The 22,439-nt window shown below is 58.2% G+C and carries 23 protein-coding genes; 9 read left to right on the top strand and 14 right to left on the bottom strand.

The window, feature by feature from the left end:
* Window position 1 precedes the first annotated feature (1 nt).
* Window positions 2-1,459, bottom strand: a complete 1,458-nt coding sequence (gene gatA, locus J122_RS05480) for an Asp-tRNA(Asn)/Glu-tRNA(Gln) amidotransferase subunit GatA (RefSeq protein ID WP_058092034.1) — start codon at window positions 1,457-1,459, stop codon at window positions 2-4.
* Between the two features lie 69 nt (window positions 1,460-1,528).
* The gene (gene gatC, locus J122_RS05475; RefSeq protein ID WP_058092033.1) at window positions 1,529-1,816 is read right to left on the bottom strand and encodes an Asp-tRNA(Asn)/Glu-tRNA(Gln) amidotransferase subunit GatC; all 288 of its coding nucleotides are present in this window, start codon (window positions 1,814-1,816) and stop codon (window positions 1,529-1,531) included.
* Between the two features lie 398 nt (window positions 1,817-2,214).
* Between gatC and J122_RS05470 the strand changes: the two genes are divergently transcribed.
* Genes J122_RS05470 through J122_RS05440 form a run of 7 tightly spaced genes read left to right on the top strand, consistent with a single transcriptional unit; the run spans window position 2,215 to window position 11,323 of the window.
* The gene (locus J122_RS05470) at window positions 2,215-3,258 is read left to right on the top strand and encodes a rod shape-determining protein (RefSeq protein ID WP_058092032.1); all 1,044 of its coding nucleotides are present in this window, start codon (window positions 2,215-2,217) and stop codon (window positions 3,256-3,258) included.
* 29 nt (window positions 3,259-3,287) lie between these two features.
* Window positions 3,288-4,154, top strand: coding sequence for a rod shape-determining protein MreC (gene mreC / locus J122_RS05465; protein ID WP_082780525.1), 867 nt, complete (start codon window positions 3,288-3,290; stop codon window positions 4,152-4,154).
* Entirely contained in the window at window positions 4,154-4,630 is a 477-nt protein-coding gene (gene mreD / locus J122_RS05460) for a rod shape-determining protein MreD (RefSeq protein WP_061331539.1), read from the top strand. The genes mreC and mreD overlap by 1 nt, the downstream gene beginning before the upstream one ends.
* A 4-nt stretch (window positions 4,631-4,634) precedes the next feature.
* Window positions 4,635-5,237 (top strand): Maf family protein, encoded by a 603-nt coding sequence (locus tag J122_RS05455; RefSeq protein ID WP_061331538.1) that lies wholly within the window; start codon window positions 4,635-4,637, stop codon window positions 5,235-5,237.
* A complete protein-coding gene (rng, locus tag J122_RS05450; protein WP_061331537.1) occupies window positions 5,234-6,715 on the top strand; it encodes a ribonuclease G in 1,482 nt (493 codons plus the stop codon). Before J122_RS05455 ends, rng begins: the two co-directional genes overlap by 4 nt.
* A gap of 39 nt (window positions 6,716-6,754) precedes the next feature.
* Window positions 6,755-10,486, top strand: coding sequence for a YhdP family protein (locus J122_RS05445; protein ID WP_061331536.1), 3,732 nt, complete (start codon window positions 6,755-6,757; stop codon window positions 10,484-10,486).
* Window positions 10,487-10,498: 12 nt separating this feature from the next.
* Window positions 10,499-11,323 (top strand): carbon-nitrogen hydrolase family protein, encoded by an 825-nt coding sequence (locus J122_RS05440; protein ID WP_058092027.1) that lies wholly within the window; start codon window positions 10,499-10,501, stop codon window positions 11,321-11,323.
* Between the two features lie 26 nt (window positions 11,324-11,349).
* On the opposite strand, the gene yjgA is transcribed toward J122_RS05440, so the two are convergent.
* From yjgA to J122_RS05380, 12 genes are all read right to left on the bottom strand, one after another.
* Complete coding sequence (gene yjgA / locus J122_RS05435) at window positions 11,350-11,886, bottom strand: ribosome biogenesis factor YjgA (RefSeq protein WP_061331535.1); 537 nt, start codon at window positions 11,884-11,886, stop codon at window positions 11,350-11,352.
* A 10-nt stretch (window positions 11,887-11,896) separates the two neighbouring features.
* On the bottom strand, window positions 11,897-13,258 hold the full coding sequence (mgtE, locus tag J122_RS05430) for a magnesium transporter (protein WP_061331534.1): 1,362 nt from the start codon (window positions 13,256-13,258) through the stop codon (window positions 11,897-11,899).
* A 94-nt stretch (window positions 13,259-13,352) separates the two neighbouring features.
* A complete protein-coding gene (locus J122_RS05425; RefSeq protein ID WP_058092024.1) occupies window positions 13,353-13,622 on the bottom strand; it encodes an HPr family phosphocarrier protein in 270 nt (89 codons plus the stop codon).
* A 6-nt stretch (window positions 13,623-13,628) separates the two neighbouring features.
* Window positions 13,629-14,513 carry an RNase adapter RapZ gene (gene rapZ / locus J122_RS05420; RefSeq protein WP_061331533.1) on the bottom strand — a complete coding sequence of 295 codons (885 nt, stop codon included), beginning with the start codon at window positions 14,511-14,513 and terminating at the stop codon, window positions 13,629-13,631.
* A gap of 40 nt (window positions 14,514-14,553) precedes the next feature.
* A complete protein-coding gene (ptsN, locus tag J122_RS05415) occupies window positions 14,554-15,021 on the bottom strand; it encodes a PTS IIA-like nitrogen regulatory protein PtsN (RefSeq protein ID WP_061331532.1) in 468 nt (155 codons plus the stop codon).
* A gap of 98 nt (window positions 15,022-15,119) precedes the next feature.
* Window positions 15,120-15,422, bottom strand: coding sequence for a ribosome hibernation promoting factor (hpf, locus tag J122_RS05410; RefSeq protein ID WP_061331531.1), 303 nt, complete (start codon window positions 15,420-15,422; stop codon window positions 15,120-15,122).
* 75 nt (window positions 15,423-15,497) lie between these two features.
* Window positions 15,498-17,033 carry an RNA polymerase factor sigma-54 gene (locus J122_RS05405; RefSeq protein ID WP_230713044.1) on the bottom strand — a complete coding sequence of 512 codons (1,536 nt, stop codon included), beginning with the start codon at window positions 17,031-17,033 and terminating at the stop codon, window positions 15,498-15,500.
* A 183-nt stretch (window positions 17,034-17,216) separates the two neighbouring features.
* Window positions 17,217-17,942 carry an LPS export ABC transporter ATP-binding protein gene (gene lptB, locus J122_RS05400; RefSeq protein ID WP_058092020.1) on the bottom strand — a complete coding sequence of 242 codons (726 nt, stop codon included), beginning with the start codon at window positions 17,940-17,942 and terminating at the stop codon, window positions 17,217-17,219.
* A gap of 7 nt (window positions 17,943-17,949) precedes the next feature.
* Complete coding sequence (gene lptA, locus J122_RS05395; protein WP_061331530.1) at window positions 17,950-18,486, bottom strand: lipopolysaccharide transport periplasmic protein LptA; 537 nt, start codon at window positions 18,484-18,486, stop codon at window positions 17,950-17,952.
* Window positions 18,470-19,069, bottom strand: a complete 600-nt coding sequence (gene lptC, locus J122_RS05390) for an LPS export ABC transporter periplasmic protein LptC (protein ID WP_082780524.1) — start codon at window positions 19,067-19,069, stop codon at window positions 18,470-18,472. The genes lptA and lptC overlap by 17 nt, the downstream gene beginning before the upstream one ends.
* Complete coding sequence (locus J122_RS05385) at window positions 19,066-19,635, bottom strand: KdsC family phosphatase (protein ID WP_061331529.1); 570 nt, start codon at window positions 19,633-19,635, stop codon at window positions 19,066-19,068. Before J122_RS05385 ends, lptC begins: the two co-directional genes overlap by 4 nt.
* Complete coding sequence (locus J122_RS05380; protein ID WP_061331528.1) at window positions 19,635-20,624, bottom strand: KpsF/GutQ family sugar-phosphate isomerase; 990 nt, start codon at window positions 20,622-20,624, stop codon at window positions 19,635-19,637. Before J122_RS05380 ends, J122_RS05385 begins: the two co-directional genes overlap by 1 nt.
* A gap of 217 nt (window positions 20,625-20,841) precedes the next feature.
* Between J122_RS05380 and J122_RS05375 the strand changes: the two genes are divergently transcribed.
* Both J122_RS05375 and mlaE read left to right on the top strand, forming a co-directional pair.
* Window positions 20,842-21,654, top strand: a complete 813-nt coding sequence (locus J122_RS05375) for an ABC transporter ATP-binding protein (protein WP_061331527.1) — start codon at window positions 20,842-20,844, stop codon at window positions 21,652-21,654.
* Window positions 21,651-22,433, top strand: a complete 783-nt coding sequence (gene mlaE, locus J122_RS05370; RefSeq protein WP_061331526.1) for a lipid asymmetry maintenance ABC transporter permease subunit MlaE — start codon at window positions 21,651-21,653, stop codon at window positions 22,431-22,433. The genes J122_RS05375 and mlaE overlap by 4 nt, the downstream gene beginning before the upstream one ends.
* The last annotated feature ends 6 nt before the right edge of the window (window positions 22,434-22,439 follow it).

Below are 22,439 nucleotides of genomic sequence, written 5' to 3'. Positions count from 1 at the left end.
CTTATTGGGGTTCACGCTGGTGCCAGTCGGTCACCTGCTGGAACTGATGGGCAGCATTCAGCAAACGGGCCTCAGAGAAGTAATCCCCGATGATCTGCAGCCCCACCGGTAAGCCGTCGACAAACCCCGCCGGAACCGACATGGCCGGAATGCCTGCCAGGTTGATGGCGATGGTGAACACGTCTTCCAGGTACATGGACACCGGGTCGGTGTTCTTCTCGCCCTGCCTGAACGCAGGTGTCGGAGACACCGGGCTCATCAGCACGTCCACTTCCTTAAACGCATTGATGAAGTCCTGCTGGATCAGACGGCGAACCTTCTGGGCCTTCAGGTAATAGGCATCAAAGTAACCAGCGGACAGGGCGTAGGTCCCCACCAGAATCCGGCGCTTCACCTCATTCCCGAAACCTTCCGCCCGGGTGCGGGTGTACATATCCATCAGGTCTTTCGGATCGTCGCAGCGGTAGCCATAACGCACACCGTCAAACCGGGACAGGTTGGCAGAAGCCTCCGCCGGAGCGATCACATAATAAGCAGCAATGGCCAGCCTCGCGTTGGGCAGTGACACTTCTTTTACCGTCGCGCCCAGCTTTTCATACTCGCGAATCGCGTTGCGAACCTGCTCTTCCATGGCCGGAGACAGCTGGTCGCTGAAGTATTCCTTCGGCAGGCCAATCTTCAGGCCTTTCAGCGGCTCGTTCAGGGTAGCGGTGTAATCCGGAACTTCCCGGTCGATGCCGGTGGAATCCTTCGGATCGTGCCCCGCCATCACATTCAACATCAGCGCCGCATCTTCGGCGGTGCGCGCCATCGGCCCGCCCTGGTCCAGAGAGGAAGCAAAGGCAATCATTCCATAGCGAGACACCCGGCCGTAAGTCGGCTTCAGGCCAGTAATGCCGCACAGGGCCGCCGGCTGGCGGATAGAACCACCGGTATCCGTACCCGTCGCCGCCGGCACCAGCCGCGCCGCCACGGCAGCGGCAGAACCACCGGAAGAACCACCCGGCACCCGTTTGTCACCGCTGGCCAGGCCCCAGGGGTTGGTCACCGCGCCGTAGAAACTGGACTCGTTAGACGAGCCCATGGCGAACTCATCCATATTGGTCTTGCCCAGACACACCGCACCGGCCGCCTTGAAGTTCGCCGTCACTGTGGCGTCGTAGGGTGGCACAAAGTTCTCCAGCATCCTTGAGCCGCAGGTAGTGCGAATGCCGTTAGTACAGAAAATATCCTTGTGAGCAAAGGGCACCCCGGTCCACACCGTGGCCTTACCCGCCGCCCGCATCTCATCCGCCGCTTTCGCCTCGGCCAATGCATGCTCGTCGGAGATGGTAATAAAGCTGTTGTACTTGCCGTCTTCCTGTTTCAGACGGTCGAGGAACTGCTGAGTCAGCTCCACACTGGAAATCTTGCCGCTCTCCAGTTCCCTGGAAAGTTCTGCTACGGATTTGTTATGCATCATCAATCCCGAAATATGTGATCGTCAGACAACCTGCCGGTTACACGGAAATGTCAGTGGCCCGAAAACTCACTCAATGACCTTGGGTACCAGGTACAACCCATCCTCGGTCGCCGGCGCAATTGCCTGAAACGCCTCCCGCTGATTGGTCTCGGTAACCACATCCGGCCGCAGCTTCTGTACGGCATCCAGTGGATGCGCCATCGGCTCCACGGAATCGGTATCCGCTGCACTCAACTGATCCACCAGATCCAGGATATTGCCCAGATCCTTCTCCAGAGCCGAAACCTGCTCGCCGTCCACCTTGATGCGGGCGAGCACGGCAACTTTCTCGATGTCCTCGCGGGAAATGCTCACGTTGCCTCCATTAAAGCGTGTGTGAAAACAATTTAATCCTAAAGAGCCCGAACGACTCTAACTGGCTGATTTTGGCGCTTTTCAGCTGTCCGGGGATGCCTTGGGGAGGGGCTTTCCAAAAATCTGCGGAGCCATGGATGGCGGAGCCGAAGCGCCACAGGGATGTGCCAAAGGAGCGTTTTTTGGAAAGCCCCTCCCCAAGGCATCCTTGCACCCAGAGAAAACAAGCCCGACATATTAGCAGAATCACAACCAAGATTGGCCCCGAAACAGTACCGAAAATGTGAGAATGGTAAGCTGAGAGCCCTGATGTTGCCTTGCCTGAGAATGGCCTCACTGCTAAAGTTGCGTGATTCTTCTACATCCGCAACCGCAACTCTCAGGTTGAAACAACACGAATGTTAATCAAAAGACTCCGAGGCATCTTCTCAAGCGACCTGTCCATCGACCTGGGCACCGCCAACACCCTAATCTACGTGCGTGAACGCGGAATCGTACTCAACGAACCCTCCGTTGTTGCCATCCGCACCAGCGGCTCCCAGAAAATGGTGGCTGCTGTGGGTTCCGAAGCCAAGCGCATGCTCGGCCGTACCCCCGGCAACATAACCGCCATCCGCCCAATGAAAGACGGTGTGATTGCGGATTTCGTTGTTACCGAAAAAATGCTCCAGCACTTCATTCATAAAGTGCACGAAAACAGTTTTATTACTCCCAGCCCCCGCGTACTGGTGTGTGTGCCCAGCAAGTCCACACAGGTGGAGCGCAAGGCCATCCGTGAGTCTGCCCTGGGCGCGGGTGCTCGTGAAGTGTTCCTGATTGAAGAGCCCATGGCCGCGGCCATTGGTGCAGGCCTGCCGGTTGAAGAAGCCAGCGGCTCCATGATTGTCGATATCGGTGGTGGGACTACGGAAATCGCCATTATTTCCCTGAACGGCATCGTTTACGCTGAATCGGTGCGGGTTGGCGGCGACAAGTTCGACGAAGCCATCGTTACCTATGTGCGCCGCAACTATGGCAGCCTGATCGGCGATTCCACCGCCGAGCGGATCAAACATGAAATCGGTTGCGCCTATGAAGGCCTGGATATCCGCGAGATTGATGTGCGTGGTCGCAACCTGGCAGAAGGTGTGCCCCGTGCGTTCACCCTGAACAGCGAAGAGATTCTCGACGCGTTGCAGGAATCACTTGCCCAGATCGTGCAAACCGTCAAAAGCGCGCTTGAGCAGTCTCCACCTGAGCTGGCGTCTGATATCGCTGAGCGCGGAATCGTGCTTACCGGTGGTGGTGCACTTCTGCGAGGCCTCGACAAACTTATCAGTGAAGAAACCGGTCTGCCGGTGATCATCGCCGAAGACCCCCTGACCTGTGTTGCCCGTGGTGGCGGCAAGGCGCTGGAAGTCATTGATCGCGGTGGCATCGGAATGTTCTCCCAGGAGGGTTAATCCCGTGGGAGGGCTAAGCCATTAAAACCATCTTTGTCCAGGGGCCGGTACCCGGCTTCAGACTCTTTCTTGTGATTCTGGTATCGGCAGTGTTGATCGCTGCCGATGCCCGTTTTGACAAGCTCACACCTGTTCGCAGTACTCTCGCCACCGGCCTGGCTCCGGTATACTGGCTGGGTAATGCCCCCTACCGATTCAGTGACTGGTTCTCCGGGCTCTTTGTCAGCCGTGAAGACCTCCAGAGTGAAAACGAAGAACTCAAGGCCCGAATGCTGATACTCGAGCGGCGTGCGCTGAAATATGCGGCGTTGGCGTCAGAGAATAACGAGTTGCGCCGGCTGCTTAACTCCTCTGAAGTGTTGGATGACCGGGTGATCGTGGGCGAAGTGGTGGGTGTCTCGCCCGATCCGTTTTCCCACGAGATCATCATCAACAAAGGCCATAGCGACGGTGTGACCACCGGGCAGGCTGTACTGGATGCCGAAGGTTTGATGGGGCAGATAGTGCAGACCAGCCAGTTCACCTCCCGTGTGTTGCTGGTGTCGGACAGTAGCCATGCGGTGCCCGTCGAAGTGGTCAGAAATGGCTTGCGTTCGGTGTTATTGGGCAATGGTGAAGTCAATCAGCTGGATCTGGTGCATGTGCCGGATACTGCCGATATACGGGAAGGCGATACCCTGGTCAGCTCCGGCCTTGGTGGCCGTTTCCCCCGGGGCTATCCGGTGGCTGAGGTCAGCCAGATCACCAAGGAACCAGGGGAACCCTTCGTGACGATTCGGGCCAGGCCCATGGCCAGACTGAACCAGAGCCGGCTTGTGCTGGTGGTGTTTCAGCCTGAGTCCCGGGAGCGCCGCGAGTCTGCGGAACCGCAGACCACGGAAGAGGAGGCCAACTGATGCTGTCGGTCATTAGCTACCCGCTGTTTTTCGTGACCGTTGTGCTTGCGCTGGTGTTGAGTATATCCCTGTTCCCGGTAGGCTGGTTTGAATTCCGTCCGGAATGGCTGGGTTTGGTGGTTTTTTACTGGACCTTCCGTGCACCGGCGCAGTTTGGGATTCTGATGGCCTGGTGTCTCGGGCTATTACTGGATGTGCTTGAGGCCACCCCCCTGGGCACCAACGCGTTGGGTATGGCACTCATTGCTTTCCTGGTGCTGACCATCCATCAGCGCTTGAGAATGTACCCGTTACCGCAACAGTGCCTTATGGTCTTCCTGTTGTTGGGCATCAATCAGATGCTGGTGCACTTCATCAAACAACTGCTGGGCGCAGATACGGTGGGGTTCAGTTACCTGTGGCCGGCATTAACCAGTGCGGTCGCCTGGCCCTTTGTCAGTGGCCTGCTGGACCGCCTGAACCGGAAGCTGGGCTAGCACCATGAAGACACTGATTCTTGCATCCGCCTCTCCTCGCCGGGCTGAGCTGCTACAGCAAATCGGGCTGACGTTCCGGGTGCAGCCCGCGGATATTGATGAAACCGTGGCCGAGGGTGAGTCGGCGGAGCATTATGTGGAACGCCTGGCTCGTGAGAAGGCGTTAAGAGTGGCCGGTGAGAATCTTGACGCACTGGTTCTGGGCTCGGATACCTCGGTGGTCTTGCAAGGTAAGATTCTGGGGAAACCGGTCGATGCGGCGGAGGCAAAAGCCACACTGGCCCGGTTGTCTGGCCAGCAGCACCAGGTGATGACGGCGGTGGCGCTGGCGCGGGGAGAGGTCTGCCAATCGCACCTGTCGGTCACTAACGTGACCTTTCGAAGCCTGTCCGAGGCCGAGATCCGGGCCTACGTTGATAGTGGCGAGCCCATGGATAAGGCCGGTAGCTACGGCATTCAGGGCCTGGGTGGTATCTTTGTCCAGGAATTGCAGGGCAGCTATAGCGCGGTGGTGGGTTTGCCCCTCCTGGAAACCGCCGGGTTGTTGGCAGAGGCCGGTTTTCCGGTCTGGCAGAACTGGCCGAGTTGTAAGGAGAGCCAAACATGAGCGAAGAAATTCTCATCAACGTTACGCCGGTGGAAACCCGGGTGGCGTTGGTCGAAAACGGCATGCTTCAGGAAGCTTACATCGAGCGGACCAGCCGCAAGGGTATTGTTGGCAATATCTACAAGGGTAAGGTGGTTCGAGTGTTGCCGGGCATGGAAGCGGCGTTTGTGGATATTGGCCTGGAGCGGGCCGCATTCATACACGCTTCGGATGTTGCCTGCAGTCAGTCCGGGCCGGAGGAGCCTTCGGATGGCCCGAAAACCGTGCCGGATATCCGCACCCTGTTGCGTGAGGGGCAATCGCTCGTGGTTCAGGTCACCAAGGACCCCATCGGCACCAAGGGAGCCAGGTTGACGACCCAGCTTTCTATTCCTTCCCGGTACCTGGTGTTTATGCCGGGGGTCAGCCATATTGGTATTTCCCAGCGGATTGAGGACGACAACGAGCGCACTCGGCTGAAGACCCTGATTGAAGAGGCGGCTGAACAGAGCGACGACGTTCAGGGTGGCTATATTATCCGCACGGCAGCGGAAGCGGCGGCGGCTGAAGACCTGATCGCCGATATGGCCTACCTGCATCGGCTTAGCCAGTCCATACAGGATCGGATTGGTAGCGCGCCCGCACCGTCAGTGGTCTACCAGGACCTGCCATTGTTCATTCGCACCATTCGGGATCTAATCCGGCCGCAGACAGAAAAAGTGCGCATCGACAGCCGGGAAAGCTACCAGCGGGTAATAGAGTTTGTGCAGGAGTTCGTCACGGAATTCGCCGACAAGGTTGAATACTATCCCGGTGAGCGGCCGATTTTTGATCTGTATTCGGTCGAGGATGAGATCCAGAAGGCCCTTAGCCGCAAGGTGCAGCTGAAATCCGGTGGTTACGTCATCATCGACCAGACCGAAGCGATGACCACCATTGATATCAATACCGGCGCGTTTGTCGGCCACCGGAATCTGGAAGAAACCATCTTCAAGACCAACCTGGAGGCCGCCCGTGCCATCAGCCGGCAGCTGAGGCTCAGAAACCTCGGTGGCATCATCATCATAGACTTTATCGATATGGACGATCCGGAGCACCAGCGCCAGGTACACAGGATGCTGGAGAAGATGCTCGAGCGCGATCATGCCAAAACCAAGATCACCGGTGTCTCGGAACTTGGCCTGGTGGAGATGACCCGAAAACGCACCACAGAAAGCCTTGGGCAGGTGCTGTGCGAGCCTTGCCCGATCTGCGATGGACGGGGCTTTCTGAAAACGGCAGAGACCGTCTGCTATGAGATTTTCCGCGAGATTCTCCGGGTTAACCGGGCCTATGAAGCTGAGAACTATCTGGTGATGGCGTCACAGAAAGTGGTTGATCGTCTGCTCGACGAGGAGTCCGACAATGTCGCAGACCTCGAGACCTTTATCAGTAAGACCATACGCTTCCAGGTAGAACCCTTCTACAGTCAGGAACAGTACGATGTGGTCCTGCTCTGACGCCCGCTGAACCGGGCTGTCGAAGGAGTATCCATTACGATGCAAGGCCGTGAACAGGAGCACGCTCACCAGCAGCGCCAGGGCGCCGGCAAGCTGGCGCAGTTACTGGAGCACCTGGCAAACGGAGTCTGGTGGTTTATCTTCGCCTTGCTGGTGGTGTTTGCCCTTTACGTTGGATTGGGGAGACAGCTGACCAGTAATATTGATCGTTTCACCGGCGAGCTTTCCGGGCAACTCTCTGATCGTACCGGGCTGGATGTCCGCGTTGGTCATCTTTCCTCCCGTTGGCATTGGCTTGACCCGGCGGTGACCGCCTCTGATCTGACCGTTCACCATCCTGAAACTGGCCAAGCCATTGCTGAGCTTGAGCACTTGCGACTGCGTCTGGATTTTCTGTCATCGGTACTGCGATTCCGTTTGGTGTTCGAGGACTTCGAGGCCGATGGCTTAACCGTGAGCCTGGCCCGACGGTCCGGCCTGGACCTGCTCGAGCCGCCGGATGAACTGACCGACCTGACCCGCCCCGGTGGCCACGACCTGCAAACCTGGCTCAGGCTGGCCGGGCGTTGGCTATCCGATCCGCGGCTGACCATGACCCGGATCAGCCTTGGCATTGACGACGGTTCAGGCAATACCCGGCATTTCGATATTCCCCAGCTGGACCTGGTCTACCGCCGTGGTTTGTTTCAGGCCTCAGGCAGGGCCATGCAGCCGGGAACCACCACCCAACTCGCAAGTTTCGCCCTTGTGGGGCAGCACTTTTTTCGGGGCGAGTTTACCGGCCAGCTATACCTGGATGTCGATTCCGGGCGGCTGTTTGATGGCCTTGTAGACGACCTGAGTTGGCGAGGTCTTCGTGTCGAGGGGGCAGACCTGGGCGGGCGCGCCTGGCTGACCTTTGAACGCGGTGAGCTGGAGCAGGTTCAGGGGATGGTGCGAACGCCCTATTTGCAGCTTGGGGTCAACATGGAGTCGTTGGCTCCGCTGGAGAATATCCAGGCGCGTTTCGGCTGGCGCCGGGATGGTCCCTTGCAGCTTCAGCAACTACAGTGGCAGTGGCTGGACCATGACGTTCAACCGTTTGGATTGCGCCTTGAACCCGATTCCGGAGGTAATATCCTGATTGCCGATGGCGTGCCGCTGGCACCGATCCGGCGGCTTGTTCAGAACCTCCCGTTGCTTCCAGCCGTGGCCAATCGTGCACTGGAGCAGTACCGACCATCCGGCTACCTTGACGACGTGATCCTTTCCCTGCCGGAAGATCCGGCCGGCTTCCAGCTGTCCGGGCGATTGCGGCAGGTGTCGGTCGAGGCTGCGCAAGGGGCACCGGCTGCCCGCGGGCTTGATGGCCATATCCTGATGACCGCCCGTTCCGGCCACGTAACCCTGGATACCACCGGGCCCGCCTACCTGGGCTTCCCAAAGCTCTATGGTGCTGGCTGGAGACTGGATTCGATGGCCGGCACGGTATCCTGGGAGCTGGCGGGCCCGATAACCCGTGTGTTTGCCGACGATCTCCGATTTACCTACGCCGACCGTACAACACTCACCGGTGCGTTTGATTTAAGGCTGGATCGGTTTGGCGAAGACAACCTGGGCTTGCGCGTTGGCGTTGAGAACGGTGATGCGTCCATGCTCGCAGATTTTGTCCCGGCCAAGGTGGTGAACCCCGGGCTCTATCAGTGGTTAACAACCGCCATTATGGAAGCCGATATCACCGCCGGTGAGTATTACGGTCACGGCCGTATCGATTCCGAGGCACCCCGGGGATCGTTTGTCTCATCCATGTGGTACGAGTTCGACAATGGCGTTGTCCGTTACGACGAGCGTTGGCCGGAAGTGCAGAGCGCCCGCGGCCGGGTTGAGGTTCAGAATGCAGACACTCTGGTTACTCTGGAACAGGGCCTGACTGGCGGGCTGGAACTGCGCTCAGGTGTCGTAAGGGTTGTGCCGGGAGATGGAGAGGAGCCGACTCGGGTAAGGGTTGATGCACAAGCCGATGTGCCAGGTGAGAGCGTGCCGTTCTGGATGACTGAGACGCCGCTTGGGGATATGACGGGAATGGCGGCCGACGAGCTGGATTTTCAGGGGCTTTATCGGTTGGCACTGAACATTGACCTGCCGCTGGCAGAAGGTGAGGAGACGGCGGTGAATGCCATGGTGGCCACGTCAGGAGCCACGGTCTCTTACCCGGCGGCAGGACTGGTCTGGACAGGAATCGAGGGCGAGGTCCGCTACGATACACGTCGGGGATTTTCCGGTGAGCCACTTCTGGCAGAGTTCTTCGGGCAACCGGTGACGGTCGAGTTCGAACAAACAGCGCAGGGCCCGTCGGGCAAGGGCACGGCCTCGTCTATTCGCCAGACCGGCCGGGTTCCTTTGCCGTCGTTTTTGCATCAGTTCGGGCTGCCGGAGGGCTCTGCACTCGGGATGTCTGGTAGCCTGGATTACTCGGCCCAGCTGAGCGCGGCGGCTGAGCGCGCCTCCCGGATAACGGTAACTTCCGATCTTCAAGGCCTTGCACTGGACTGGCCGCAGCCTCTGGGCAAGACGGAGTCGGATCAGGCCCGGTTGCAGGCGCTTATAGACCCCACGGACAGTGAAGGTGTTCGTGTGACGGGTGACTGGCAGGATCGGTTGGCCTTCGATCTGCTGTGGAAATCGTCAGGTTTTGACCTGGGGCTCAGTGAGCTGAACCTGGCGGGGCATAATCTCAGAAATATACAGATCAATGCGCTGGACCTGGGAGATCGCTGGGTGTTCAACACGGAATCTGATCGGGTTCAGGGTAGGGTGATGGTGCCCTCGCAGGGAACGATTGAAGCGGATCTGCAACGCCTCAGCCTGATGCGCTCAGATACGGTCGGTGAAGACCAGAGAGACCGGCAGGTATTGACCCTGGAGGAGCAACTGGAAGCATTTCGGGCTCTGGACGTGGGGAGTTGGCCCGATATTGATGTGACCATCGCGGACCTCAGGCTGGGCGATGAGTCTGCCGGCCGCTGGCAGTTCGCCATGCGGCCGCAGCCGTTCCGCCTGAACATCGAGGAAATTGAAGGGCAACTGGACACACTGGCGCTCACTGGCAGGATGAGTTGGAGTGTGGTTGATGATCGCGAAACCAGCCGATTTGTCGGGACGCTCTCAGGCGGTCGCCTCCGGGAACTTGAGGCACTGACCGGTGCGCCAATTCCAATGAATAATGAGCAGACTCAGGTTGACCTGGATCTGGACTGGCCCGGCCGTCCGGATGAGTTTGCCTTGGAACAGCTCAGTGGCCAGGTCAGTGTTCGCCTGGATGACGGAGTCATTATGGAGCAAAGTGGCTCAGCCCAGTTGTTCCGAATCTTCAATCTGCTCAACACCGACACGCTCTGGCGCCGGCTGCGCCTGGACTTCTCGGATCTTTATGAGCGCGGCATTGCGTTTGATGCTATTTCAGGCAAGGCTGTCATTGTAAACGGGCTGGTTACCCTGGACCCAGAGCTGCAACTGGTGGGGCCTTCGGGGGCTTTCAAGATGAGTGGGTCAACCAATATGGCCGATGAGAGCCTGGATATGCGGTTGGTGCTGGTGCTTCCGGTTACCCAGAACCTGCCTCTGGCTGCCATACTGATGGGAGCAAGTGCGCCCATTGGCGGCGCACTCTTTGTACTGGACAAAATTCTGGGTGACCCATTGAGCAAGCTGACCAGCGCCACCTACAGTGTCACCGGTAGCTGGAGCGAGCCCAAAGTGGATCTTCGCCGGGTTTTCGATACGGGTGAGTAGAGGAGTCTGAGCATGACCCAAGTTGCAGCGATTCAGATGGTGAGCAGTCACAACCTGGCCGGTAACCTGGCCGAGGCTGAGGCCCTGTTGCGTGATGCTGCCGCCCAAGGTGCGAAAGTGGCAGTATTACCTGAGAATTTTGCGGTTCTGGCCACTGCTCAGATGCGCGAGTGCGGTCGGCAGGAAAGTGGCGGTGAATCGGTGATCCGCCGCTTTCTTTCAGAACAGGCCGAGAGGTTGGGGCTATGGATTGTAGGTGGTTCCATGCCACTGGCAACACGACCCGATGGTTCTGATGTTCCCGACAGGGTGCGTGCAAGCTGCATTGTCTACAACGATCAGGGCGAGGAAGTTGCCCGTTACGACAAAATTCACCTGTTTGACGCCATGGTAGAGGATTCCCATGGCCAATACCGGGAGTCGGATACCTTCGAGCCAGGTGACCAGGTGGTTACCGTGGATACTCCCGCCGGCCGGCTGGGGATGGCTGTGTGCTACGACTTGCGGTTTCCTGAACTGTTCAGGGCGCTGCGGGAACAGGGTGCCGAGTGGGTGTGCCTGCCCAGCGCCTTTACCTGGCAAACTGGAGACGCCCATTGGCACCCACTGATTAAAGCCAGGGCCATCGAGAACCAGGTTTGGGTGGTTGCCCCCGGCCAGGGGGGGCAAAACAGTGAGCGACGCAAGACTTATGGCCACAGTTTGATCTGTGACCCCTGGGGCAGGGTGGTGACGGAACTGGATGAGGGCCCAGGCCTGGTTGTGGCAGACCTGGATATGGAAAAACTGAACCAGGTTCGGGCCAGAATGCCGGTCTGGGAGCACCGCCGTCTTTAACTTAGAACTCCGCTCAGCGGGTTGCTTTACTGCTCTGCGTCGTCAATCCATTCCCGGAGGGCCCGGAACAGTTTTCGGGCCTGACCGGTATTTTTCTGTTTCTCCACTTCCTTGCGGGCATTTCGAACCAGGTTGCGCAGGTGCTGCACGTCCGCCGCCGGGCAATAATCGATGAACTCCCCCACCACCTTGTCGCCTTCGGAGATCATCCTGTCGCGCCAGCGCTCGGCCAGGTGATGCCGGCGGGTGTGCTCCTCACTGCCGGCATTGAATGCACCGATGGCACGAGCCAGTGCTTCCGGGTCATCCTCCTGCCGGATGATCTTGCCAATGTATTGCAGGTGTCGGCGGCGTGCTTCGCGCTGATTAATGCGCCGTGATTCCACGATGGCAGCCTTCAGGGTGTCGCTGATGTCCAGTGACGCCAATTGCTCGTCATTGAGATCCAGCATCTGTTTACCCAGGTCCTGGAGCGCATGCATTTCCCGCTTGATCTGGGATTTGCTCGGGCCGAAATCTTCTTCGAGCTCCTCGTGGTGCGGGCGGTTATCGGATTGGCTCATGGTGGGCTCCTCAAGCGTAGAAAATGGTGGCCAGTCCGAGAAAGGCCATAAAGCCGACAACGTCGGTAACCGTGGTCAGGATGACGCTACCCGCCAGAGCAGGATCAATATTCCTTGACTTGAGGAACATAGGCAGCACTGTGCCTACCAGTGCGGCGGCCACCAGATTTATGATCAGTGCCGCAGCAATCACGGCGCCAATGAGCCAGTCCTGAAACCAGGCTATAGCGGCGGCAGCCACCACGAGAGCCCACAACAGTCCATTCAGTACACTGGACAGAAACTCCCGGTTGAGCAGCCAGCCAACGTTCGCACCGCTGATCTGCCCCACAGCCATGCCACGGATGACCAGCGTCAGGGTTTGACTTCCAGCGATGCCACCCATGCTGGCGACAATGGGCATCAGCACCGCCAGGGCGACTACTTTGGCGATGGTCTCCTCGAATAACCCGATCACTGCGGAGGCGGTAAAGGCTGTAATAAGGTTAATGCCAAGCCAGACCGCACGCCGGCGCGTGGTTTTCATTACGGGTGCGAAGGTATCTTCGTCTTCGTCAAGACCGGCCATACTCATCAGGGAGTGATCAGCGTCTTCCCGGATAACGTCGACCACGTCATCAATGGTGATCCTGCCCAGGAGCTTATTGTCGTCACCCACCACCGGAGCAGAGATCAGGTCGTAGCGCTCGAACAGGGTGGCCACCTTGGTGTCGGACAGGGTGACCGGAATCGGCTCGATATCGGTGTCCATGACTTCCCGCACCGTGGAAGCCGGGTTGGACACCAGCATGCGGGTGATGGACAACATGCCAATGAATTCGTCCCGCCGGCTGACCACAATCAGGCTGTCGGTCATGGGCGGCAGGCTGCGGTGGCGGCGCAGGTACCGCAGCACCACGTCAATACTGATATCCGGCCTTACCGTAATGGTGTCGGTATTCATCAAGCCGCCGGCGGTGTCTTCCGGGTAGGAGAGCACTTCCTCTACCCGTTGCCGGTCTTGCTCGTCCATGGTGTCCAGGACTTCCTGGATCACCGTATCTGGCAGCTGCTGGAGCAGGTCGGCCAGGTCGTCGGATTCAAAATCCTCAATGATATCTGCCAGTTCCTGAGCGTTCAGCTGGCTCAGGAAGTAGGCCCGGATGTCGTCACCGAGATATTGGAGTACTTCCCCTTCCAGTTGCTTATCGACCAGGTTCCACAGCAGGGCGCGTTGGCGAGGCGGGGAGGATTCCAGGAGGTGTGCGATATCGCTGGGGCTCAGGCCGCCGTTAAGGATGCGGGCAACCTGTTTGAGCGCGCCACTGTCCAGGGCCTCACTGAGGGAGCGAAGGCGCTGGCGGGCCTGACTTTTTTCCAGAATATCGGTCATGAAACCACCTGCGATCAGAAAACTGTCGCATTATAGCGGAGTTAGTGACTCCAGGTGAGAAAGGATTATAGGTGAATAACGAACCCGGGTTGGCTCAACCCCCTTCGCCGAAATAATCATCAATCAGTTCGATGAGCGCATCAATGGCTTCCTGCTCATCGGGGCCGTCAGCGACCAGCTCGATGTCGGTGCCCTGGCTGGCGGCCAGCATCATCACCTGCATGATGTTCTTGGCATCCACGTCCCGGCCCTTGCCGCGTATACGTACCTGGCTGTCAAAGCCGGAGGCGGTGGCCACCAGCTTGGCGGTGGCTCGGGCGTGCAGGCCCAGTTTGTTGATGATGGTGACAGGGCGGCAGATCATGTTGGATCAGATCTCCCCTCGGGCCTGGAGGTGGGGAAGTTCCGTATGACGAACCTGTACATTGTTGTATCGGGTGCGGAAGTGCTGGCCCAGTTGCTCGCAGACATAGACGGAACGGTGCTGGCCACCGGTACAGCCAATAGAAATGGTCATGTAGCTGCGGTTGCTGTCGGCGAACGAAGGTAACCAGGTATCCAGGAAGCGGGTCAGATCGTCCACCATTTGCCCGGTGAGAGGTTCCCGCTCGAGAAACTCGATAACCGGCTGATCGGTACCGACATATTTGCGAAGGCTGGTGTCCCAGTAGGGATTCGGCAGGCAGCGCACATCGAAGACGTAATCGGAATCGACCGGTACGCCGTGCTTGAAACCGAATGACTGGAACAGCAGTGCAAGCTCTTGATCCTTCCGGCCGACCACCCGCTGTTTGACCATGTCCCGCAGTTCATACATCGACATGCCGGTGGTGTTGATGTACAGGTCTGCCAGTTTGGACAGGGGTTCCAGCAGTGACTTTTCGTTGGTGATGGCTTCTCGGAGGGAGGTGCGGTCATCGCTCAGGGGGTGCTTCCGGCGTGTGGCGTGGAACCGCTGCAGCAGGGACTGTTCATCGGCATCCAGAAAGATAATCTCGACAACGACTCCCGCATCGTGAAGCTGGCGATAGATCTGTTCGAAGTTGGCCAGTTCGGCAGACAGGTTGCGGGCGTCGATGCTGACGGCCATTTTCCGGAGCCGCCCCGGCGCTTCCTGTTGTGCCGCTTCCCGGGTCAGCGGGAACAGCAGTCCGATGGGAAGGTTATCAATGCAATAAAAACCCAGATCTTCGAGCACATGCAACGCGGTACTCTTACCGGACCCGGATCGGCCACTGACGATGATCAGTTTCATGATGGACGCTCCTGCCTGCTTCTGTTGGTGCTACTGCTTATCAGGATGCCGCGGTCATGCGCTGGTAAAGGGAGGCTGCATCCTGGCACTGGCGAAGCTGTTCACAGAACCCGTTGTCGTTGAATTTCTCGGCCAACTGGCTTAGCAGCTCCAGATGTTCACTGGTGGCTTCTTTGGGCACGATCAAGGCAAACACCAGGTCGACCGGCTGATTGTCGATAGCATCGAAGTCGATGCTCTCTTCCAGTGTCATAAGCACGCCGATCACACGGTCGAGACCTTCCAGGCGGCAATGGGGTATGGCGATACCCTGCCCGATACCAGTGCTGCCAAGCCGCTCGCGAGAAACCAGGTTGCTGAAGATCTCGGTATCGCTGAGGATTTCATCCTGATGATGAATTTGCTCTGCGATGGTTTCCAGTACCCGCTTTTTACTGGAGGCTGGCACTCGGCACAGCGTCAGTTCGGGAGCCAGAATGTTGTCGATGGTCAGGGATGTATCGCTCATGGATCGACTGTGATTCCGTAAAAAAAAGGCTGCGGCCGGTATGCCCCGCCGCAGCTCGTATCATTGAAACACCCGGTACGGTGGCGCGATGAGCGCGCTCAGCCGTTGCCGTGCATCCGGTCTACATTCTTTTCTTTGTGCTTGAGGATCTGGCGGTCCAGCTTGTCCACCAGCGAATCAATCGCGGCGTACATGTCCTCATTCTCTGCCTTTGCGTGGATCTCGCCACCGATGACATGCAGGGTGGCTTCGGCCATCTGACGTACCTTCTCAACTTCCAGCGTCACCTGACAGTTACTTATGTGGTCAAAGTGACGCTCCAGCTTCTCAAACTTGGTGTTGACGTAATCCTTCAGTGCAGGGGTCAGTTCTACGTGATGGCCTGAAATGTTGAGTTGCATAGGCGTCTCCTGTTGTCATCATGCCGGTGTTGCCACCGGGCTGCGTGTCCGGTGCTTCATGCACCGGAGAAAACATTAAACCAGTCGTTTGCGCTCGTTTGAAGGAGGAATGTGCATGGCCTCCCGGTATTTGGCAACGGTGCGCCGGGCCACATTGATGCCCTGTTCTCCAAGCATGGCTGCAATCTTGCTATCGCTCAACGGCTTTTTTGGAGTTTCTTCTGAAATCAGTTTCTTGATCATCGCACGAATAGCGGTGGAGGAACATTCTCCGCCCTCAGCGGTACTGACGTGGCTGGAGAAAAAGTACTTCAGCTCGAAAATGCCGCGGGGTGTGTGCATATACTTTTGCGTGGTTACCCGTGAAATGGTGGATTCGTGCATTTCCACGGCCTGGGCGATGTCCGAGAGGATCAGCGGTTTCATCGCTTCTTCCCCCTGGTCCAGGAAACCCTGTTGGTGCTCAACAATCCGGGTGGCGACTTTCAGCAGGGTTTCATTCCGGCTTTGCAGGCTTTTAATGAACCACTTGGCCTCTTGCAGTTGATCCCGCAGGTAGGTGTTATCAGCACTGCTATCGGCGCGACGGATCAGCGATGCGTAGCTGGCATTGACCCGAATCCTCGGGGCGATCTCCGGGTTGAGCTCAACTCGCCACCGGCCTTCGTGTTTTCGGACGATGACGTCCGGTATCACGTAATCCGGTTCGGCGCGGTCAACCACGTCACCCGGGCGAGGGTTGAGACTGGTAATCAGGGCCAGAACCTCGCGCAGCTGATCTTCCTTGAGTCGGCTGCGGCGCAGCAGTTGCGCGTAATCCCGGTTGCCCAGCAGATGCAGGAACTGGGTAACCACCAAGCGGGCCTGTCGAAGCCAGGGGGTATCTGGCGGCAACTGGTTGAGCTGAATAAGCAGGCATTCCTGCAGATCCCGGGCGAACACGCCGGGCGGATCGAAGTGCTGTAGCCGGTGCAAAACCGCCTCTACCTCGTCCAGTTCCAGGGGGTCCTCTTCGGTTTCGTCCTGCAGGCCGGAATGGATTTCCTCAATCGGTGAGGTCAGGTAACCGCGCTCATCCACAGCGTCCATCAGGGCGTGGGCGATTGCCTGGTCACGCTCGCTCATGGGGGTCAGGTTGAGCTGCCATTCCAGGTGGTCCTGAAGGGTTTCGGCCGGTGAATTGCGGGTTTCGAAATCCGATTCGTTCTCGTCGTCCCCTTTGCTGGCTGGCGCCGGTGCAGACTGGTAGATATCGTCCCAGGCGGTGTCTACGGGCAGGTCGTCGGGGATGTTATCCGGGATGTCGTTTTCGGAAGCCCAGTCCGGGCCATTTTCGTTTTCATCCCAGTCAGAGGCAGCCTCAGTGGCTGGTTCATCGTGGTCGGAATCCCGGTCTTTATGTTCGTCCCGGGTATCGTCATCCGTATCGGGGGTGTCAGACTGATCGTCATCCTCGGAGGTTTCCAGCATGGGGTTGGATTCCAGTGCCTGCTGGATTTCCTGCTGGAGGTCGAGGGTGGAAAGCTGAAGCAGGCGAATGGCCTGTTGCAGCTGGGGCGTCATGGTCAGACTCTGGCCCATCTTAAGCTGTAATGAGGCTTTCATAACCATGGCTCAAGATCCATAAATCAAGGGTGTCCCGGTAGTGACGTTGCCTGCTGTCAGGCAAAAAAATTGTTATACGCTGGTTACTTGCCGCTCACTGGTATCAGTATAAGCAAGTTCTTTGCCGAGTTTACTTGCTACAGATCATCAAAACAATCAGACCTCGGTCGTCGAGGGGTTTTCTTCCGCTCACAGGTGGAACTCATCACCCAGGTAGACTTCCTTGACCTGCTGGTTGGCCAGGATGGCTTCCGCATTGCCGGAGGCGATGATATGGCCGCCGGAGACAATGTAGGCGTTTTCACAAATATCGAGGGTTTCCCGCACGTTGTGATCGGTGATCAGCACGCCAATGCCCTTGTCCCGCAAATGCCGAATGATGTGCTTGATGTCACTGACTGAAATCGGGTCTACCCCGGCGAAGGGCTCATCCAGCAGAATAAACGCAGGTTCCATGGCCAGCGCTCTGGCGATTTCGACGCGCCGCCGTTCACCACCGGACAACGCCATACCCAGGCTGTCCCGGATATGGGTGATGTGAAATTCCTCGAGCAGTTCCTCAAGTTTGGCTTCCCGCTCCGGCCGTTTCATGCCTTTTCGGGTTTCCAGAATGGCCATGATGTTGTCGCGCACGGTTAGTTTGCGGAATACCGAGGCTTCCTGGGGCAGGTAGCCGATGCCTTTGCGTGCCCGGCCATGCATGGGCAGGGGCGTGATGTCCTGGCTGTCAATGGTGATTCGGCCGCGGTCGGAGGGTACAAGCCCGACAATCATGTAAAAACAGGTAGTTTTCCCTGCTCCGTTGGGGCCGAGCAGGCCTACGATTTCTCCGGACCGGATTTCCAGAGACACATCCAGAACCACTTTTTTCTGTTTGTAGCTTTTTGCCAGGTTGCTGGCCCTGAGAACTGCCATCAGTAACCTATTCGTCTGTGAGGTTGCTGGAGCCGCGAGGCTGAATCACCATTTCCACCCGGCCAGAGCTTTCTTCCGAAGGCGTGCCGCCTTCTGCCGTGACCACCCTGCGCACGGTGTCGTATTGGATGACGTCGCCCCGGAACACATTGTTGCCTTGTTCAATCACTGCCTGGCGCTCGAACGTCAGCCGGTTTTCCGCCGCTGACCAGGTGATGGTCCGCGCCCGGGCGTCTGTCATGGCTTCACCTTCCCGTGCCGGCTGGCGATATCGGGCGGGTTCGCCGCTCGCCTCAATCCGGCTGAGACCTTCGGGGCTTCGGTACAGCACCACCCGCTCTGCGTTCAGCTGGGTGGCCCCCTGGACCAGTTCAACGTCACCGGTGTAGATGGCGGTCCCTTCGGTATCGTCCAGGCGGGCGGAATCAGCGCTGACCTTGATGGGGGTGTCGGAATCCAGATCAAACGCGGTTGCCGGGCTGGCCAGCATCAGTGCGGCCAGCATGACCGGCAGTCGGTGTGTGCGCTTACCTGATGGTTTCATATTGCCCTTCCACCCGGGAGTTGAGTTCCAGTATGCGTTCGTTTACCCAGGCTTTCATGCCATTGGCCTGGGTAACGCCGAACGGTTCGGTAATGGTGACCGGTTGATCGGTGTATACCGTGCCCTGGCGGTTATCCAGGGTCAGTGAGTCGGTTTTCAGGGTGGCTTCAGAGTCGCCGGTTTGCCGGAGTACGACGACGTTGCCCGTCAAGGTCAACTGATCATCGTCTTGCCGGAGGCTACCTTCATCCGCTTCGATTATCCATGGTGGGGTAGCCTGTTCGCTGAAAATCCTGGCCCTTGGAGCATTCATGGTGGCGTAGTTGGTGTCTTCAAACTGCTCAATTCGGGGGCTGGAGATCGACATCTTCAGGTTGCCGTGTTCGTCCCAGGTTGTGTAGCGGCCCTCGATGATAAAACTGTCGGGTTCCGACGGGCCCCTGAGTTCTGCGGCATCGCCCCGCACACTGTCGCCTTCCTCGTTCTGCCACATCAGGAAGACGGTCGCGAGAACCGTGGCTGCCAGCGCCAGGGTTCGAACCCAGGGTTTGCGAACGATGTCCGACAGGGCCCCCGGGATCATGACGGCTTGCCCAGATAGGGGGCCAGAGTAGCGTCCAGCCGGTTCTGCGCCCAGAGTATCAGGTCACATGCTTCACGCACGGCGCCGTGCCCCCCCGGGGCCTGGGTGCAATAGTCGGCTTGCTGACGCACCAGCCAGTAGCCGTTGGGTACACTGATGCCCAGGCCGGCGAATGTCAGGGCGGGCAGATCTGGCAGATCATCGCCCATATAGGCAATCTGGTCCGGAGCGATATCCATGCCTGCAACCAGTTCCTGTAACGCAACTTTTTTGTCTTCCCGGCCCTGCATCAGGTGCGGGATGCCGAGGTCGGTCATCCGTTTTTCTGTCAGTGGTGACCGGCGCCCGGTAATGACTGCCACGGTAATTCCAGCCTTCATCAACTGTTTCAGGCCCAGACCGTCCAGTATATTGAACGCTTTGAGTTCGTCGCCGGCAGCGCTGAAATACAACCGGCCGTCGCTCATGATGCCGTCTACGTCCAGGGCGATCAGGCGAATTCTGGCGGCTTTTGCCTTGAGCGTGTCGTCCCAGCCGGTGTGCATAGGCGGTGCGAAGTCACTCATTAAATCACCCCCGCACGCAGCAGGTCATGCATGTTGATGGCGCCAACCAGGTTGCCGTCGTCGTCGGTGACGGGCAGGGCATTGATCTTCATCTCTTCCATGATGTTCAGTGCCTCGGCCGCCAGGTGGTCAGCCTGAATGGTTTTGCCGTGGCGGGTCATGACGTCCCGGATCGGAGTAGTGTGAACGTCGACGGATTTGTCCAGGGTCCGGCGCAGGTCGCCATCGGTAAATATGCCGGTCAGATGCCCCTGGGCGTCCACGATGGTGGTCATGCCCAGCCCTTTACGGCTGATCTCCAGCAGGGCGCCGCTGAGGGTGGTAGTTTCAAGAACTTTGGGAATCTGGTCGCCGGTATGCATGATGTCAGAAACCCGCAGCAGCAAGCGCCGTCCCAGGCTGCCGCCCGGGTGAGAGAAGGCAAAGTCTTCGGCACTGAAGCCTCGGGCTTCCAGCAGGGCTACGGCCAACGCATCGCCCATAACCAGGGTTGCTGTGGTGCTGGATGTGGGTGCCAGGCCAAGCGGGCAGGCCTCCAGGGCAACGCTGACATCCAGATTGGCGACCGCTTCCTGAGCCAGCACAGAGTTCGGGTTGCCGGTCATGCTGATCAGCGGTGCCCCCATGCGTTTGATCAGCGGCAGAATGGTCACCACCTCGCTGGTGCTGCCACTGTTGGAGATGGCAACCACCACATCTTGCGGGGTGATCATGCCCATATCGCCGTGGCTGGCTTCACCCGGGTGAACAAAAAAGGAGGGCGTGCCGGTGCTTGCCAATGTGGCTGCAATCTTGTTGCCGATATGGCCGGATTTACCCATGCCGGTGACCACTACCCGGCCTTTGCAGGCCATGATAACGTCGCAGGCTCTGGTGAAGTCGCCGTTGATACGGCCTTCCAGGGCTTCGATCGCTTCCCGCTCGATGCGGATGGCTCGAACTGCTGAGGAGCGGTAGTCGGGGGTGTCTGGAGCGTGTGAATCTGTCATCTCGGCGGATAGTCTGCTCGGTCGGTCTGGTTTGCCCGGCCAAACGTCGGTGATCGGGCGACTGAATCGTGAGTATATCATTGTTGAGACGCGTGGCAGCCAACGTTCAGGGAAACTGATCATTGCCATCAAGACATTTTACGTAGCTTTAACCGGCTTTTCATTGAGCTGAAGCGGCGCATGTCATAATGTAGGCGCTCTTTAATCAGGATGGATTATGGCGTCATCTGCATACATAAGCCTTAACGACGTGGTGTTTTCCCGCTCCGGCCGGCGCATATTCGATGGTGTCTCGCTGGATATTCCGAAGGGGCGGATCACCGCGATCATGGGCCCCAGTGGCACCGGTAAGACCACGCTGTTGCGACTGATTGGCGGCCAGCTGCGTCCCGACTCCGGTCAGGTGGTGGTGGCAGGCCGTGAGGTGCCAAAGCTCAAGCGCAAGGAATTGTACGTGCTGCGGGAAAAGATGGGCATGCTTTTTCAGAGCGGTGCCCTGTTCACCGACCTCAGTGTGTATGAGAACGTTGCCTTTCCTTTGCGGGTTCACACCCGCCTGCCGGAAGATATGATTCGGGACATCGTGCTGATGAAGCTCGAAGCGGTGGGCCTGCGTGGTGCCCGCAGATTGATGCCTTCTGAACTGTCCGGCGGAATGACTCGTCGGGTGGCGCTGGCCCGCAGTATCGCGCTGGACCCGGAGCTGATCATGTACGACGAGCCTTTCGCCGGGCAGGATCCCATTGCCATGGGGGTTCTGGTCAAGTTGATCCGCGATCTGAACAGCTCCATGGGCCTGACCAGCGTGCTGGTGTCCCATGACGTGCCGGAATCCCTGAGTATCTGCCACTACGCGTGCATTATTGCGGATGGCAAGGTCATTGGTGAGGGAACTCCGGATGAACTCAGGGCGCACCCCTCCGAGCGGGTTCAACAGTTCCTCAAAGGCCAGCCCGACGGCCCGGTGCCGTTCCATTACCCGAACAGCGATGCAGCGTCTGATTTCGGTATCTGCGGGGGTGGTGCATGATGGATCGCATAGCTGCCCTGGGGCGAGCGGGTCTTGATGTTATTGCGTCACTGGGGCGGGCCTGTCAGTTTCTGGTGGGCGTTGTCGGGGGCGTACCGAAGCCCTCTGTAGGTTTTCCGCTCCTGGTAAAGCAGTTATATGCAGTCGGTGTGCTGTCGCTGGCCATTGTGGTGGTGTCGGGTTTGTTCATCGGCATGGTGCTTGGTCTTCAGGGGTACACTATTCTCAGCGATTTTGGTTCGGAGGCGGCCATCGGCCAGATGATCGCATTGACCCTGGTGCGTGAACTGGCGCCAGTGGTGGCGGCATTGTTGTTTGCTGGCCGTGCTGGTTCTGCGTTAACCGCCGAAATCGGTTTGATGAAAGCGACCGAGCAGCTCTCCAGTATGGAAATGATGGGGGTCGACCCGTTGCGCCGGGTGATCGCCCCAAGGTTGTGGGCGGGTTTTATTTCACTGCCTATTCTGGCCATGATATTCGCGGTGGTTGGCGTCTGGGGTGGCATGTTGGTGGGTGTTGAATGGTTAGGCGTATACGAAGGCTCATATTGGGGCAATATGCAGGCCTCAGTGGACTTTGTGGATGACGTTCTCAACGGGCTGATCAAGAGTGTGGTGTTCGGTTTTGTCTGTGCCTGGATTGCGGTGTACCAGGGTTATGACTGTGTGCCCACCTCAGCAGGGATCAGTTCGGCCACTACCAAAACGGTGGTGTATTCATCTTTGGCGGTACTGGGTCTGGATTTCGTGCTGACCGCTGTCATGTTTGGAAATTTCTAACAGGTA

The sequence above is a fragment of the Marinobacter excellens LAMA 842 genome, from assembly GCF_001574445.1.
Classification (GTDB): domain Bacteria; phylum Pseudomonadota; class Gammaproteobacteria; order Pseudomonadales; family Oleiphilaceae; genus Marinobacter; species Marinobacter shengliensis.
Note: the sequence above shows the minus strand (reverse complement) of the source record. Positions and strands in the feature narration are given on the sequence as shown.